The 15112-nt window shown below is 67.4% G+C and carries 15 protein-coding genes; 9 read left to right on the plus strand and 6 right to left on the minus strand.

What is annotated here, in order from left to right:
- Window positions 1-6: 6 nt before the first annotated feature.
- Window positions 7-207, minus strand: a complete 201-nt coding sequence (locus tag OIE13_RS19145) for a DUF397 domain-containing protein (protein ID WP_326637901.1) — start codon at window positions 205-207, stop codon at window positions 7-9.
- On the minus strand, window positions 207-1022 hold the full coding sequence (locus OIE13_RS19150; protein ID WP_326637899.1) for a helix-turn-helix domain-containing protein: 816 nt from the start codon (window positions 1020-1022) through the stop codon (window positions 207-209). Before OIE13_RS19150 ends, OIE13_RS19145 begins: the two co-directional genes overlap by 1 nt.
- A 588-nt stretch (window positions 1023-1610) precedes the next feature.
- Between OIE13_RS19150 and OIE13_RS19155 the strand changes: the two genes are divergently transcribed.
- From OIE13_RS19155 to OIE13_RS19185, 7 genes are all read left to right on the plus strand, one after another.
- The gene (locus OIE13_RS19155) at window positions 1611-1856 is read left to right on the plus strand and encodes a hypothetical protein (protein WP_326637897.1); all 246 of its coding nucleotides are present in this window, start codon (window positions 1611-1613) and stop codon (window positions 1854-1856) included.
- 112 nt (window positions 1857-1968) lie between these two features.
- On the plus strand, window positions 1969-2562 hold the full coding sequence (locus OIE13_RS19160) for a DUF6879 family protein (RefSeq protein WP_326637895.1): 594 nt from the start codon (window positions 1969-1971) through the stop codon (window positions 2560-2562).
- Window positions 2563-2655: 93 nt separating this feature from the next.
- Window positions 2656-3084, plus strand: coding sequence for a hypothetical protein (locus tag OIE13_RS19165; protein WP_326828478.1), 429 nt, complete (start codon window positions 2656-2658; stop codon window positions 3082-3084).
- Window positions 3085-3095: 11 nt separating this feature from the next.
- On the plus strand, window positions 3096-5342 hold the full coding sequence (locus OIE13_RS19170; protein WP_326828479.1) for a tetratricopeptide repeat protein: 2247 nt from the start codon (window positions 3096-3098) through the stop codon (window positions 5340-5342).
- A gap of 206 nt (window positions 5343-5548) precedes the next feature.
- Window positions 5549-5839, plus strand: a complete 291-nt coding sequence (locus OIE13_RS19175; RefSeq protein WP_326828480.1) for a hypothetical protein — start codon at window positions 5549-5551, stop codon at window positions 5837-5839.
- An 81-nt stretch (window positions 5840-5920) separates the two neighbouring features.
- Window positions 5921-9175 (plus strand): type I restriction endonuclease subunit R, encoded by a 3255-nt coding sequence (locus OIE13_RS19180; RefSeq protein ID WP_326828481.1) that lies wholly within the window; start codon window positions 5921-5923, stop codon window positions 9173-9175.
- A 13-nt stretch (window positions 9176-9188) separates the two neighbouring features.
- Complete coding sequence (locus OIE13_RS19185; protein WP_326828482.1) at window positions 9189-9896, plus strand: M48 family metallopeptidase; 708 nt, start codon at window positions 9189-9191, stop codon at window positions 9894-9896.
- Window positions 9897-10152: 256 nt separating this feature from the next.
- On the opposite strand, the gene OIE13_RS19190 is transcribed toward OIE13_RS19185, so the two are convergent.
- The 4 genes from OIE13_RS19190 to soxR form a co-directional block, all read right to left on the minus strand.
- Window positions 10153-11364, minus strand: coding sequence for an AI-2E family transporter (locus OIE13_RS19190; RefSeq protein WP_326828483.1), 1212 nt, complete (start codon window positions 11362-11364; stop codon window positions 10153-10155).
- 523 nt (window positions 11365-11887) lie between these two features.
- On the minus strand, window positions 11888-12262 hold the full coding sequence (locus OIE13_RS19195; RefSeq protein WP_326637875.1) for a hypothetical protein: 375 nt from the start codon (window positions 12260-12262) through the stop codon (window positions 11888-11890).
- A 366-nt stretch (window positions 12263-12628) separates the two neighbouring features.
- Window positions 12629-13135 carry a TIGR02611 family protein gene (locus OIE13_RS19200; RefSeq protein WP_326637873.1) on the minus strand — a complete coding sequence of 169 codons (507 nt, stop codon included), beginning with the start codon at window positions 13133-13135 and terminating at the stop codon, window positions 12629-12631.
- Between the two features lie 324 nt (window positions 13136-13459).
- Window positions 13460-13936, minus strand: a complete 477-nt coding sequence (gene soxR / locus OIE13_RS19205; RefSeq protein WP_326637871.1) for a redox-sensitive transcriptional activator SoxR — start codon at window positions 13934-13936, stop codon at window positions 13460-13462.
- Between the two features lie 208 nt (window positions 13937-14144).
- On the opposite strand from soxR, the gene OIE13_RS19210 reads away from it, so the two are divergent.
- Complete coding sequence (locus tag OIE13_RS19210; protein WP_326637870.1) at window positions 14145-14471, plus strand: hypothetical protein; 327 nt, start codon at window positions 14145-14147, stop codon at window positions 14469-14471.
- 7 nt (window positions 14472-14478) lie between these two features.
- A complete protein-coding gene (locus OIE13_RS19215) occupies window positions 14479-15084 on the plus strand; it encodes an AAA family ATPase (RefSeq protein ID WP_326637869.1) in 606 nt (201 codons plus the stop codon).
- Window positions 15085-15112 lie beyond the last annotated feature (28 nt).

Genomic DNA, 15112 nt, shown 5'->3' on the forward strand with positions numbered 1-15112 from the left:
CCTCGATCAAACTTCAAACCCACCTTCTTTGATCTCCTTGAGGAACATCCCCCATTCGGATCGACTGAAAATGAGTGCTGAACCATTGGGATTTTTGCTGTCGCGTACAGCAATGACACCGGGCAGGTTGCTAGCCACTTCCACACAATTCCCACCGTTGGTGCTGCTTCGGCTGGACTTCCGCCATTCGGCCCCGGTCAGATCCATTATGCGATCATCCTCGCTATGAGCTCCAGCGATGCCCTCTGCGGTAGTGCCTCCGCGCGGAGGGCATCGAACACGTATGTGACAGTCTCAACGTCCTCACGACGCTGGACGATGTGGCCGTGTGCCGCCGTCTCCAAGTAAACGGCATCCGGCCCGTTTCGGAAACCCGCAATGACGAAAGCACCAGCAAGCCCTGGGTGGGCTACTGTCTCCTTCGGCACGACCTGAATCGTGATCCGAGGATGCTTACCAAGTTTTATGAGGTGTTCGATCTGCCTCTGCATGACCTGCGGTCCACCAATTGCCCGATGCAGCACTCCTTCATCGAGAACAACCCAGAACACCGGAGGATCACTCCGCTCAAGAACCGCCTGTCGTTCGAGCCTCGCAGCCACCATCTCGTCGATCTGTTCAGGGGTGTCTCCAGGACGCCCTCCGATGAGCATAGCCCTGGCGTAATCCTCGATCTGGAGTAACCCCGGAAGCACCAGGGGCTCATAGCCCTTTAGGCTTGTCGCCTCGCGTTCGATCTCCACGAACGGCCGGAACCACATCGGATACGCCTCCCGGCTGAGCAGTGGCCACAGGCGCATCAGTGCCCCGCCTGTCTCCAGGACCTCGTCGCACCGGGTTGCGAAGTCGCGTGACGGAACTCGCCTGGCATTTTCGATCATGCCGACCAGGCTGAGTGAGTAGTTGATCTGCTCGGCCAGTTTCTCCTGGGACCATCCTTTCTCGGTGCGATAGCGCCGGAGTTCCGCACCGAAGAACGTCAGCGGGCTCATACCTGGGTCAAGCTCACGCGCTGGGGGCATCGCGCTCTCCTTCGACTACGCCCGACCACACCGCCGTCACCGAAGTGATCCAGACTCCAGGACGACCAGGGCCGCTCCATACGACTCCGTGTTCGAGTCGCTACACACCGTAGCGCCATGAGGCCGGACTGTGAAGAGGAATCCGTCACGCCTCCGGCGCCGGAGGGAAACACCCCGCGGCAACGGCCGACGCGGCGCGGACCCGCCCCAAGCACGAGGACCCCCCTTCTGCACCACGACATCGGAGGCCGTCGCAGCCCTTGGTCCCAGAAAAACATTCAGCCCCGTTGCAGCCAATCCCGCAACGAGCCTCACCGGACCGTACGTCACTCGCGAACCATCATCCATGACCGGAATACCGTAACCAACCTGCTACACGCTGAAGTTCGCAATGGTAAGAGCAGCCCTCTCCACGCCAGCGTGAGTGACATGCTCCTTCGATCGTCCGACAAGACAGGAATGGATCATAAGGATACCTAAATATGTCTTTGTGCTATTCATCCCAATGTTGACCACAGCCTTTCCTGATGACAAAATACGGAAGCCATTCCTACCCCCGCACATCGAACAGATAATCGGAGGGGAAGCATGTTCGTACGTCGTATCGGCCCTCATCCTCACGGAGACGGCGGCGGCAATGGAAGCGCCGGGGCGAACAACTGCCCCGACATCTGGGAGTTGGAAAGCGGCGACTTCGCGATCATCGGACTGGAGCGCACGACCGAGCTCGAACCACTGCTTCCCCAGGACGCCTTCCTGGACCCGGGTGAGGCCATCGTGGTCCTGCCACGACACGTGCTGGTCAAGGCCCGCGAGAACATCCCCCTGGAATAGCCAGTCTCCAGCAGGAAACCGGACCAGGAACGCCGGCACGCGAATCCGACCCATCCGCCGCTTCGGCCGCTCAGAGCACGGCAGGCACGATCGACCAGAAGGAGCATGGGCATTGAAGATCTATCCCCCGGCTGAATCCACCGGGCTCTCCACTACGGACGGCCATGTGGATGATTTCGGGAGGTTTTTCAACGAGCTCCGATCGCGATGGGTGAAGGTAGAGAGGCTCCAGGAATACGACGAGTCCGACTTCGAGGGCTATCAGGCCTTCAAAAACGGTGATTTTGCCACCGCCAGGAAGCTGGTCCAGGAGATGGTGAGGGGGCAGGAGGAGATCTACACCCTGGCAAGACAGCGAGACATATCCATGGTCCGCATCCGGATATGCGACCTCCCGCTGAGCTCCTATCTCGTCAACTACGAGATCCCGGCCTACCTGGCGGACATCGAGTGCGGGGAGGACATACGGTTCATCAACTCCCGTGACATCCAGCAACTCTTGTCAGATTCGGGAATATCGGATTACGTGTTGTACGACGACACCCGGGTGGTCGCGCTGATCTACGACGAGGCCACCGCACGCGTCAGGGAGGCCAGGCTTGTGGACAGTCCAGCCTTGGTCACCAGATACGCGGAGCTATCCGATGAACTGATTGAGAGGTCCGTGCCGATGCTGGAGAGTCCGATCTACCGATCCGTCATATGAGGGCAGGCATCTTCTCCTCCGGAACCTGCCGCCTCTTTCCTCTGATGATCTCCACAACGCGAGTCCGCCATCCTTCAAGGTGGGAGTGTCGCCATGGCCTCCACTGAACTGCTCGCCGCCCTCGCCTCGGCGGGCGCGACGGCGATCGTCAGCAGTGTCGCGAGCGACGCGTGGCAGTCCCTCCGTGACCGCGTCGCACGCGTCCTCGGTCGTGGTGACGACCGGCAGGAGGTCATCCAGGGTGAGGTGATGGACAAGGTGCGCGAAGCGATCCTTCAAGCCTCAAGCACCGACCGTCCCATGATCGTGGCGGCACAGCGGGAGCGCATCTCCGCACTGCTCGCGGAGGCGATGGCTGGTGACCCTGTCGCCGCCGAGGAAACACGTTCGCTCATCGCGGAGTTCGCTCCCACCGTCGACATCGAGAGTGTCAGCGGCGGCCAGCACGCCCACGCCGAGGGAGACGCTCAGCAGGCCGTCCAGTACACCGGCGTCCAGACCAATACCTTCAAGCGCGACTGACCTCAAGGACGATGATGCGGCCCGGCGAGAGCCAGCACGCCGAGGCGGCGGGGAGTGCACAGCAGGCGGTCCAACGGAGCGGGGTGCAGTACAACACGTTCGTCGGAGCCGCACAGGCACGATCGGTGGCCTCCTCCGCACCACCCCTCGCCGTACCGCAGCGACGGGCCTTCGCGGCCAGGCTTCGAGGTCGCGACGACCTGCTGTCGGAGATCGACGGGCTCATCTGGACCCCCGCACGGCGCCCGCGGGTGGTTCTCGTTCACGGAATGGGCGGGGTGGGAAAGACCACGATCGTCCAGACACTCGCTCACGGCGCCGCGGAGAGAGGCACCAAGACGTGGTGGGTGCGGGCCGGCAGTCCGGACGGCACGCGGGCCGCGCTCCACGCGGTCGCCTTCGACGCGGGGGCGCTGGACTCGGACTTCGACCACGCGCATCCGTCCGATGTGCTCTGGCGCGCCCTGAACTCCCGATCGACGCCCTGGCTGCTCGTCATCGACAACGCCGACGACCCGCGCGTGCTCTCGGGGGAGGACCGCGCCCTGGAGGACGGCACGGACTGGGTGCGACCGCCGACCACCCCGTACGGAACCGTGCTGATCACGAGCCGGGACGGACGCGTGGAACGGTGGGCCTCCTGGATGAGCATGTACAAGGTCACCTCCCTGGCGCCGGAGGTAGGGGCGGCCGTGCTCATGGATCTCGCGCCTGACGCGGGACCTCACCAGGCGGCGCGTGAGCTGGCCGCCGCCATGGGCGGGCTCCCACTGGCGTTGGAGTTGGTGGGGCGCTATCTGAGCTGTGCCAATGCCGATCCATTTCCCGCCCCGGACTCGACCGGCTCATTCTCCGGCTACAGAAGCACCTACGAACGACGCCTCCAGGATCTGACCATGAACGAACCCGGTTCCGAGGAATTCCGCGACGGGCGCCGTGCGCTCACGACGACGTGGGAGATGTCCGTCGAACTGCTCGCCCAGCAGGGACACGATCTCGCGAGGCCACTCATGCGGCTGCTGGCCTGTTGCGCGCCCTCGCCCCTGCCGTACCAGCTCGTGCTCCGTCCCGATCTACTGGAACGCAGCCCGGCTTTCACCCGGGCCGTCGCAAGGCGGCTGGGCGGCTCCCTGAAGGCCCTGTCCGGGCTTGGCGTGATCTCTCTCGATCCCGGGACCGGCACTCCGGGCGCGTCGGGAGCCTCGACGTCACGCCGGATCGCGATGCTCGACATGCATCCGCTGGTACGCACGGTGACCCGGGGAAACATCAGGGGTTCCGGAGAACTGGGAAGGTTCCGGGATCTGCTCGCCGACCTCCTGAATGCCGCGACGAACGAACTGGACACCGACGACGCCGACGATTGGAACGCCTGGGCCGCACTTGCCGAGCACTGCCTCGGTCTGCTGGATCTCGTCCGTGACGACGAGACCATCCTCCCCGCCACCGCCCTGAGCGCGGCGCTGCCCGCTCGCAGGGTCGCCTGGTATCGCTACATGGCGGGCCTCTACGATCAGGCGGTCACAGATTTCCGATCCATCCTGGACGTGGTAAGCCCGCTTCTGGGCAACGAGCACCCGGACGTCCTCGACATCCGTAACAGGATGGCCCGTGCCGTCCGGGAAAACGGCCACAACACCGAGGCCGAGCGACAGTTCCTGACCGTTCTCGCAATCGCCTCCCGCGTTCTGGGCGAGGAGCATCCAGACACGTTGAGCGTCCGCATCAACCTCGCTCGCACCATCCGGGAAGCGGGACGCCACATCGAGGCCGAAGCTGCCTTCCGCTCCATCGTGGCGGCCGCGCGGCGTGTCCTGGGAGACGATCATCCGGACACCATCGTGTCCGCGCTCAACCTCGCCCGGACCTTGCGTGACCAAGGACAGTACGATCAGGCGGAGGCTGGTTACCGGGACGTCCTCCGCGCCTGGCAGCGAAACTTCGGTGAGGACGACCTGAACGCCCTCGACATCCGTTACGAGATCGCCGAGACCCTGCGTGAACGTGGAATGTTCAGCGCAGCCAAAGCGGAGTACACCGACATACTTGCCGCTAACACTCGTATATACGGCGAAGACCATCCCAACTCGCTCACCATTCGTCGTGGTCTGGCTGCGGCGCTGGCGGGCAACGGTGAGTGGGAGGCCGCAGAGGTGGAGATCCTGACGATCGTGCGAGGGCAGCGAGCGAGACTCGGGGCGGATCATCCCTTGACCAGGAAAAGCGAAGCAGCACTTGAAGAGTTCAGGCGGCGCTGACCCTTCGCGGGTTCCACAGGGTTACACGACTTCGGAGCGTCGTTTCCACGACTCGAATGTAGCCACCGGTTCGCTACTCACCGTAGTAACTCATCGTCAGCGTGTGAGGGGTGAATCCACCACCACGCCGCCTTGGCCGTTTCCGCCCCCGCACGCCCGATCTCCCGGAGAGGGAACCGTCCCCAAACCCCTGGGACACCCCGGCCGTGAGAGCCGCCGAGCGCCTGCGGGGAGCGCTGGAAGGCATGTGGGTGCCCGCCGACGTGCACGCGGGGTTCGGGGTGGCGTTGGTCAGCGTCTGGACCGATCTGCTCGTGCTGACCGACGGACGCTGCTACCGCTGGTGGACGGGTGAGGTGGACCGGATCGGCCACCGGACCTACACCTACTGCCCCGTCGAGACCCCGGCCACCGCCGCCCACGACGTGGCCCGGGTGCGTGAGATCCTGCGTGCCCGGCAGCCGGAACGAGCCGAGCCCTCCGCGGATCCGGTCTGACCCGGTAACGCCGCCGACAACACCCCAAACGACAGCGGACCTGACTAATGTGGGCCGCTGATCCGGGAAGGGGTGGACCAGGTGGCAGGGCCGGAGTTCACGCAGTCGGAGGAGCCCCTCATCAGGCAACTGGTCTCCATGGGCTGGAGGCATCTGGACGGAGCGGCGGGATCGGCAGTCGCCCGCGACCCCTCGGCGAGCGACAGGTCGTCCTTCGCGGAGGTCTTCCTCCTCGACCGGCTCCGCGGGGCGCTCCGCGAGCTCAACCCCGGCCCCGACAACGGACTGTGGCTGGACGACCGGCGGGTGTCCACCGCCGCCGGGGAGCTGACCCGGATCACGGCGCCCAGCCTGCTGGAGGCCAGCATGCGGGCGACCGGGCTGCTGATCGCGGGCACGACGTCGGACGGACTCCCGGAGTGGCGGAGCGAGCGTGAGCGGCCGGTGCGCTACATCGACTGGGCCGAGCCGGAGCGCAACGACTTCACCGTGGTCTCGCAGTTCCGGCTCGACGTACCCGGCACCCAGGCAAGGCGGTGGATCATCCCCGACCTGGTGCTGTTCGTGAACGGCATCCCGCTCGTGGTCGTCGAGTGCAAGAAGCCGGGCGGTGACGCCACGCTCACGGCGGTGGGCCAGCTCAGGCGCTATGCCGAGCGCGGCGCGGACAACGTGGGAAAGGGTCACCCCGGCCTGTTCCACACCGTGCAGCTCACCGTGGCGGCCTCCGGCGAGGACGCCAGGCTCGGCACCTTCACCGCCGAGCCCGAGCACTACGTACCCTGGCGCGACCCCTACCCGGTGACGCGGGAGGCCTTGAAAGCCGACCTGGCCGGGAAGACACCCCGCCCTCAGGAGATCCTCGCCGCCGCCCTGCTGCACCCGCACCGGCTGCTGGACGTCGTGCGCAACTATGTCACCTTCAAGACGGACGAGGCCGGGAAGACCGTCAAGGCCGCGCCGCGTTACCAGCAGTTCCGCGCGGTGGGCAAGACCGTCGCGGGCCTGCTGACCGGGCAGACCAAGCCGCAGAACGGCGAGCGTGACGAGCGTGGCGGCATCATCTGGCACACCCAGGGCTCCGGCAAGAGCCTGACGATGACATTCCTGGTCCGCAAGCTGCGCACCACCCCCGGTCTTGAGGACACCAAGGTCGTCGTGATCACCGATCGGGAGCAGCTCCAGACCCAGCTCGCCCGGACGATGGAGCTGACCGGCGAGGAGATCAAAACCGCGAGGACCGTGAAGGCCGCCAAGCGGCTGTTGAGTGCGCGAGGTCCGGGGATCGTCTTCGTGATGATCCAGAAGCAGCACGATCTGGAGGCGCGCAAGGCGGCCCGTGAGCGAGGCGTGCTCACCGAAAGCAGGCCGCCTTCACTCGGCCTGCTCAACTCCGACGAGTCGATCGTGGTCCTGGTCGACGAGGCGCACCGCTCGCACGGGTCGGCGCTGCACACCAACCTCATGGCCGCACTGCCCAACTGCGCGCGGATCGGCTTCACCGGCACGCCGATCGTGAAGGAGACCAAGGCCCGCCAGACCACCATGAAGACCTTCGTCCGGTTCATCGACCGCTATCTCCTGCGGGACGCCGAGGAGGACGGCGTGATCGTGCCGATCTTCTACGAGGGGCACACGGTCACGGGCGCGGTCCGCGACGGCCGTGACCTCGACGAGGTCTTCGAGGACATGTTCGACCTCACCGACGAGCAGCGTGAGGAGGTGCAGCGGCGCCACGCCACCAGGGCCGACGTCATGGGGGCCGAGCGGCTGATCGCCGACAAGGCACGGAGCATGCTGCGGCACTACGTCGGCACGGTGTTACCCGACGGGTTCAAGGCGCAGCTGGTGGCGGAGGATCGGACTGCGACCGTGCGTTACCGCGAGGCCCTGGAGACGGCACGGCGGGAGCTCGTCACCCAGATCGAGGCAGTGCCGCCACACCTGGCGGACACCGACCCGGAGGGCATCCGTGACCGGCGCACCGCGTTCCTGGTCCGGGCCCGCGAGCACCTGAAGCTGATCAGGGAGATGGAGTTCGTCCCGATCATCTCCCCCGGAGCGGCGGAGAACGAGGCCGAGCTCAGCCCGTGGACGAATCCGGTCGGACACAGGGCGGCGATCGCGGCCTTCACCTCGCCCTTCGGCGGCGGGCTGCCGCCGGTGGCGTTCGTCATCGTGAACGCGATGCTGCTGACCGGCTTCGACGCCCCCGTCGAGCAGGTCATGTATCTGGACCGGTCGCTCAGGGACGCCGGGCTGTTGCAGGCCGTCGCCCGGGTCAACCGGACGGCGCCGGGCAAGAGCTGCGGTTACGTGGTCGACTACCACGGTGTCGGCGCCCATCTGAAGGAGGCCCTGGCCGCGTACGACGAGGTCGACGTCGAGGCCGTGCTGAAGGACATCCGCGACGAGATCGCCAAGCTCGGCCCGCAGGCCCGGCGGCTGCGGCTGCTGTTCACCGGTCGCGGCGTGCGCCCGGAGGGCGGGGAGGCGGTGATCGAGGAGTGTGTGGCGGTGCTGGAGGACCCACGGCTGCGTGACCGGTTCGAGGTCGAGCTCGGCCGGTTCCTGACCACGCTCAACAGCGTGATGCCCGCCCCCGAGGCCAAGCCGTACATCGAGGACGCCCGGCTGTTCGCCGAGATCAAGCTGCGCGCCCGGCGCCGCTACCGGATCGACGACGAGTTCGACCCGAGCCTGTACGGCGCGAAGGTCCGGGAGTTGATCGACCGGCACCTGGAGTCTCTCGGCGTCGAGCAGCTCCTCCCTCCCGTCTCCCTGACCGCCGCCGACTTCGGCGAGAAGGTCGCCGCCCTGGCCGGTCCTCGGGCGAAGGCATCGGAGATGGAGCACGCCGTCCGCCACCACGTCACCGTCCACTTCGACGAGGATCCCGCCCGCTACAGGCGGCTCAGCGAGCGGCTGGAGGAGATCCTCGCCGACTACCGGGAGAACTGGGAGCAGCAGGTCCTGGCGCTGGGCGAGCTGGTCTCCGAGCTACGCGACGACCGGAGCCCTCGTCCACACGACCTCAGCCCGGTGGAGAGCGCGCTGTACGGGGTGCTGCTCGCGGAGAGGGCGAGCGACGGCCTGGCCGATCCGGATCTCGGCGAGCGGGTGGCCGGCATCGCCCGTGACCTTCGCCGTCTGGCCGCCGAGGAGACGAGCCGTCGCGACTTCTGGCGCAAGACGGTGGACCAGACCGCCCTCACCAAGCGGATCGCGGTCATGCTGGTGATCAAGGACATCTGCCCGCCCGACGGCGCCGCCGACCTCGGTTCACGGATCTTCGAGGTGATCCGTGCCAACCGCGACCGCATCGGCCGACCGTGACAGGCTTCCCGACGTGAGTGACTTTCCAGGGACGTTCCGCGTCGACGATCTCGACATCGCCGTCGAGATCAGTTCCCGGCGGAGGAGCGTGCGGCTCACCGTGGAACGTGACGCCTCGGTGACCGCGACGGTCCCACCTCGGATCGGGCCGGACGAGCTCGCCAGGATCGTACGATCACGCCGGCGCTGGCTCTACGGCAAACTGGCCGAACGCGCCGCGCTCGGCCCGGCGCGTCCGCCCCACGCCTATCTGAGCGGTGAGGGTTTTCTCTACCTGGGGCGCGGCTACCGGCTTCTGCTTGTCCACTCCGCGCCGATGCCCGTGCGGCTGCTCCGGGGCAGGCTTGAGCTCCGGCGTGACTGCCTGGACGATCCGGCCGGGCACATCGTCCGCTGGTACCGCCGGGTGGGCGAACCCTGGTTGCTCAAGCGCGTGGTGCCCTGGGCGGAGGCACTGGGAGTCACGGTCGCCGGGCTCCGGGTGCTCCCTCTCGGCTACCGCTGGGGTTCCTGTTCCCACACGGGCCACGTCAACATCCACTGGGCCGCCATGCAGCTCACCCCGGACCTGGTCGACTACGTGCTGGTGCATGAGCTGGCTCATCTGAAGCGACCGGACCACTCCGCGGAGTTCTGGCGGATCGTCGAGCGGGCGTTACCCAATCACCGGGAAAGCCGGGAAAGCCTGAAACACCTCGGCCCCGACCTCTGGCTGCCCTGAGGATGAAACCGTGTCAGTCCCGTACGGAGGCCGGCGACGCGGACGCGGAGGACGATTTCCGGCTCGAAGCGGTCGCCGGAGGTGCCGAGCCGGTCGGCGAAGAGTTCGGTGGCCTGGCGGAGGCGGTGGCGGACGGTCTGCGGGTGGATACACAGGATCTCGTGGCCTCGGCGAGTGACCGCAATGCGTTAACCGAGAGGATCAGCACGCACATGGTCAACCGTGACGGACGTGAGAAAATGAGACGGCCCTTGAATCAGGCGGGCTCCTGCGCCGGTACGGCCGCGTCGGTCTCGGGCCCCCGGGGCGGTACGGCCGCGTCGGTCTCGGGCCCCCGGGGCGGTACGGCCGCGTCGGTCTCGGGCCCCCGGGGCGGTACGGCCGCGTCGGTCTCGGGCTCCCAGGGCGGGTCGCTGAGCTGTTCGCGCAGGTAGTTCCAGACCACGGCGATCAGGGCGGCGACCGGTACGGCGAGCAGGCTGCCCACGATGCCGGCCAGACTGCCGCCCAGCGTCACCGCGAGCAGGATCACCCCCGCGTGCAGGCCCAGGCCACGGCTCTGCACCATCGGCTGGAACACGTTGCCCTCCAGCTGCTGGACCGCGACGATGATGGCCAGCACGATCAGCGCGTCCGTCGGGCCGTTCGACACCAACGTGATGAGCACGGCGACGAGGCCGGCGAACAGGGCGCCGACGATGGGCACGAACGCCGTCACGAAGGTCAGGACCGCCAGCGGGAGCACCAGCGGCACACCCACGATCCACAGGCCGAGGCCGATGAAGACGGCATCGAGCAGGCCGACGAACGCCTGGGAGCGGACAAACGCGCCGAGGGTGTCCCAGCCGCGTGCGGCCACGGTCGGCACGTCCACGGCGAGGCGGCCGGGGAGCTGGCTGGTCAGCCACGGCAGGAACCGCGGGCCGTCCTTGAGGAAGAAGAACATCAGGAAGACCGCGAGGACGGTGGTGATCAAGCCGTTGGCGACGGCGCCCACCCCGGTCACGGTGGCGGTGACGATGCTGCCGACGCTGTCCTGGATGCGGGCGATCGCGCTGTCGAGCACGCTGGTGACCTGCTCGTTGCCGATGTTCAGCGGCGGCCCGGCGGCCCATTCGCGCACCTGCTTGATGCCGTCGACCACGCCGGTGGCCAGCGCTCCGGACTGTGACGTGACGGGCACGACGATCAGCACCACGATGCCCGCGGCGACCAGGAGGAACAGCAGGGTCACGGCCGACGCGGCCAGGGCGGGAGGCCAGCCGTACCGGCGCAGGAGACGGGTCACCGGCCAGGTCAGCGTGGTGAGCAGCAGGGCGACCACGAGCGGCCAGACCACGGACCACATTTGGCCCATGATCCACAGGACCACCGCGCTCATCAGCAGGACCAGCAGCATCTCCGCGGAGATGCGCGCCGAGGTGCGCAGTGCGGCCCGGGTCTTCGTGGCACTCAGCGTGGCAGGCACGTGATCACCCTATGCATCCTCATGATCAGGCACGCGTCAACGCGCAGGATTCGGGCGGACTCAGGTTGGTTTGGCGCTGTTTTGCCCTGTTAAAACGGCGCCCTGCTTCATAGTAAAAGGAGTCATACATCTGTTTCTCCCAGCAGTCTGGCAGAGAGGGCACCCGCGCCGTCATCTCCGGGATCTCAGGCCACGGACGCGGCTGCATCGACATCACACCATCCTCATCACAGCCCGGCAGAACAGCCACATCCAGGACGTTCAGGTAGGGGCGGAGGGCCTCGGCGAACTCAGGTAGGAGCGGAGGGCCTCGGTGAACTCCGGGGGATGTCCGCCTGCGGCTGTTCGACGACACGGGCAAGGCCCGGGGGCTCCTCCTGACCTCGGACGCCACTCCGATGTCAGGAGACCCTCTGCCGGCCGGAGCAGACGTTTTCCCCGGTGCTCCCACTCACCCTCGTAACAAGCAAAACGGAGCGGGAACGCCCTCCAGGGCGCTCCCGCTCCGCTTATTCCGGTCGGGTTAGAAGTAACCGGTGCCCGTGATGGCAGCCGGCGTGTCGCCCACGTTCTTCACCCGGTAGCGGATGCACTGGGCGGGCTGGGGGGTGCTGGCGGCGACGTACGGGGCATGGTCGTTGGCGGCGATCGGCACCGTCCCGATGTACCGGCCGCGGCAGTTGCTGACCTTGACCTTGACGGGAACGCTGTTGTTGTCCAGCTTGACCAGCACGTTCCCGTTGTACTGGTTCCCGGGGACGAGCTCGGGCGTGAGGAAGACCTCCTCGCCGGGCTGCACCCTCGCGGACAGGTTGACGTCATCGGCGTGGGCGGGGGTGCCGGTCAGGGCGACGGCTCCGGCGGCCGCCAGGACCAACATCGAGGACAGGGCGCGCATCGAACGTCACTCTCCTTATTCGTCTCTGCCGACCCGTCCCTGCGGATCGGACGTGGCGACACTACGGAGAGTCACATCCTTGGAAGATAACGAGGTGACCGAGTCCGGGTAAAACTCCCGGGAGCGCCGATCTCGCTTCCCGTACATACCGTGTCATCGCCGGTCAGAGCGGCGCCGTCGCCGCCGTCAGACCAGGCATCGGAGCCGGGCAGGTTCGGGACAAGGGCTTTCGGGGTGGCTCTCCGTACGGCTGAAGCCGGTGGCCCCGACCCTCACGGATCGGTCTTCCCGCTTCGTCGCCGGTCGCCCGCCGGGCTTGTGCGCACGAGCGGGGTCCGGTGCCGCCCGGCGTCGGAGCCGGGCGTGCTATCGGGTGAGGAGCTTCTGAGCCTCGATGATCAGGTCGAGGTCGAGGCTGAGCTTGAGGCCGTAGTAGACGATGGCGGTGGCGGTCACCGCGGCGACGAACACGACCAGGACCTTGACGCTCCAGCCCTGGCGGCCCATCCAGGCCGTCCATGCGGACAGGGTCCGCTTGCCGAACTCCAGCAGCCGGTGTGCCCAGTGGAACTCGGTGGCCAGCACCGCCAGCCCCGCGAAGACGACCAGCCAGCCGGGACCGGGGAAGGGCACCATGACGAGGCCGCCGATGACCAGCACGGCGCCGATGGCACCGATGACGATCTTCAGGGTGAGACGTCCCGCGCGGGTGGACCTGATCCCGTCGAGCCAGCCGTGGATGCCGGACCTCTCGGCGGCCTCATCCTTCAGCGCGTCGGCGTCGCCGATCTCGTTCGGAGCGTCGGCGCCACCGGTTTCCGATGGGCGCCCGATCCCGTCCTGAGGGTCGCGCAACCCGTCTGAGATCGCCATGCTCTCCCCCGGACGGTCGATTTCTCTCACAATAAGGTCTGCCAGGCGGCTCCGTCCCCGCTGACGCCTCACTTCATCCTGAAGGCGGAGACCACCAGGTCCTTCAGGCGGAGACTCTGCGGCTCTGGCTCAGCCGAAATGCCCGGACCGAGATGCCTTCGCTGGGTATATCCGCAAACAACGTATAGGACGACAGGTAACGCTTACACCGTGAATCGCCCACCGGAACGGCGGAAGCGGTACGGCCCCGCCCACGCCCGTCCGGGGCATGGGCGGGGCCGTACCGACTTCCGGTGCCCCGTGGTTCTGCACCGGAGCCCGGATCTACTCCGGCTCGCAGCCGGTGGCGCACTCCCGGCGGGGAGCGATCATCAGACGCGAGCCCGGCCCTCTCGCCGCGGCCACGTCGTCGGGGTTGGCCAGCGCGCAGCGGTCCAGCGAGAGGCAGCCACAGGCGATGCACTCGGTCAGCCCATGCCGGAGACGTTCGAGCTGCCTGATGCGGTCGTCAAGCTCGTCCTGCCACATCCCCGAGAGTCTCGCCCAGTCCTCCCTGGTGGGGGTCCGCCCGTCGGGGAGGGCGGACAGCGCCTCCTGGATCGTCCGAAGCGGGATCCCGACACGCTGGGAGACCCGGATGAAGGCGATCCTGCGCAGCGTGTCACGGGAGAAGCGGCGCTGGTTGCCCGCGGTGCGGCGGCTGCGGATCAGTCCCTTGGACTCGTAGAAGTGCAGTGCGGAGACCGCGACCCCACTGCGCGAGGAGAGCTGGCCGACGGTTATCTCCGGATTGTTGAGCATGCGGCAGTCTACCTTGACCTCAACCTACATTGAGGTTGCCGGGCGGGAGCATGACGTTCACGGAGGCGGCGCCCGCCCACTCCAGAGACGGCGCCCGCCCACTCCAGAGACGGCGCCCGCCCACTCCAGAGACGGCGCCCGCCCACTCCAGGGACGGCGCCCGCCCTCCCCTCGGCTCCAGAGGGATGTTCGGGTAAGAATAGGCCACATGACAAGAACACTGATGCTGGGTGGCGGAGGTGTGGCGGGCATCGCCTGGGAGGCGGGGAACGCCGACCTGGCGGCGGGCAGCCCGGCCGTGATCATCCTGGAACCGCTGGCGCACGTCTCGCCGAGGGCGCGTTTCGAGGCCGAGCCGGCCGAGCTGGGGGAGCTGGGGGACGCCGCGGTCGCCCACATCGTCCCCGACGAGGCGCCGGTCGCCGTGTTCGGCGTCAACGTCCTCGATCCCGCCCTGTGGCGCCCCGCCTTCCATGCCGGCCTCGCCCAGGCTCCCGCCGTCACGGAGCGCGTGGCCAGAGCCTGGAAGGGCTGAGAACGACGTGGGCGCGGACGAAGCGGCGCCGCTCTGGGTGGTGAGCGGGCCCCCGGGAGCGGGGAAGTCGACGGTCGCGGCGGCGCTGCTGGCGCTGCTCGACCCACCTCCCGCGCTGCTCGACAAGGACACCGTCTACGGCGGCTTCGTCGCCGCCACCCTCCGCGCCCACGGCCGCGACGACGGGGAACGTGAGGGGCCCTGGTACGACCAGCACATCAAGAGGTACGAATACGACGGGCTGACCGAGGTCGCCAGGCAGATCCGCTCGCACGGCTGCCCGGTGATGCTGGAAGGCCCCTTCACCACCCAGGTACACGACGCGACGGTTTGGGAACGCTGGGTCGGGCGACTGGGCGGGCCGCCCGTACACCTCCTCTGGGTCCGCTCGGACAGTGCGGCGCTGCGCTCCCGGCTGGAGGCCAGGGGGCTCGCCAGGGACGCGGGCAAGCTCGGCCGCTTCGAGGACTACCTGCGGGCCATCAGGGTGGACGAACCACCCGTCGTGCCACACGACGAGATCGACAATCGTCCGAGCGCGCCCTCCCTGACAGCACGACTGGAAAGGCTCATCGCCTCCCGGGACGCCCGGCGCGGTGTCTCCGAGCCCTGACCGGTGCCATTATCAGCGGATCTGACGT

It is taken from the genome of Streptosporangium sp. NBC_01810, from assembly GCF_035917355.1.
In the GTDB taxonomy this organism is placed as follows: Bacteria; Actinomycetota; Actinomycetes; order Streptosporangiales; family Streptosporangiaceae; genus Streptosporangium.

What these genes read in the sequence shown, in the direction of transcription:
- OIE13_RS19145 (WP_326637901.1), bottom strand. Translation starts at nt 207, where the DNA reads ATGGATCTGACCGGGGCCGAATGGCGGAAGTCCAGCCGAAGCAGCACC.
- OIE13_RS19150 (WP_326637899.1), bottom strand. Translation starts at nt 1,022, where the DNA reads ATGCCCCCAGCGCGTGAGCTTGACCCAGGTATGAGCCCGCTGACGTTC.
- OIE13_RS19155 (WP_326637897.1), top strand. Translation starts at nt 1,611, where the DNA reads ATGTTCGTACGTCGTATCGGCCCTCATCCTCACGGAGACGGCGGCGGC.
- OIE13_RS19165 (WP_326828478.1), top strand. Translation starts at nt 2,656, where the DNA reads ATGGCCTCCACTGAACTGCTCGCCGCCCTCGCCTCGGCGGGCGCGACG.
- OIE13_RS19170 (WP_326828479.1), top strand. Translation starts at nt 3,096, where the DNA reads ATGATGCGGCCCGGCGAGAGCCAGCACGCCGAGGCGGCGGGGAGTGCA.
- OIE13_RS19195 (WP_326637875.1), bottom strand. Translation starts at nt 12,262, where the DNA reads ATGCGCGCCCTGTCCTCGATGTTGGTCCTGGCGGCCGCCGGAGCCGTC.
- OIE13_RS19200 (WP_326637873.1), bottom strand. Translation starts at nt 13,135, where the DNA reads ATGGCGATCTCAGACGGGTTGCGCGACCCTCAGGACGGGATCGGGCGC.
- soxR (WP_326637871.1), bottom strand. Translation starts at nt 13,936, where the DNA reads ATGCTCAACAATCCGGAGATAACCGTCGGCCAGCTCTCCTCGCGCAGT.
- OIE13_RS19210 (WP_326637870.1), top strand. Translation starts at nt 14,145, where the DNA reads ATGACAAGAACACTGATGCTGGGTGGCGGAGGTGTGGCGGGCATCGCC.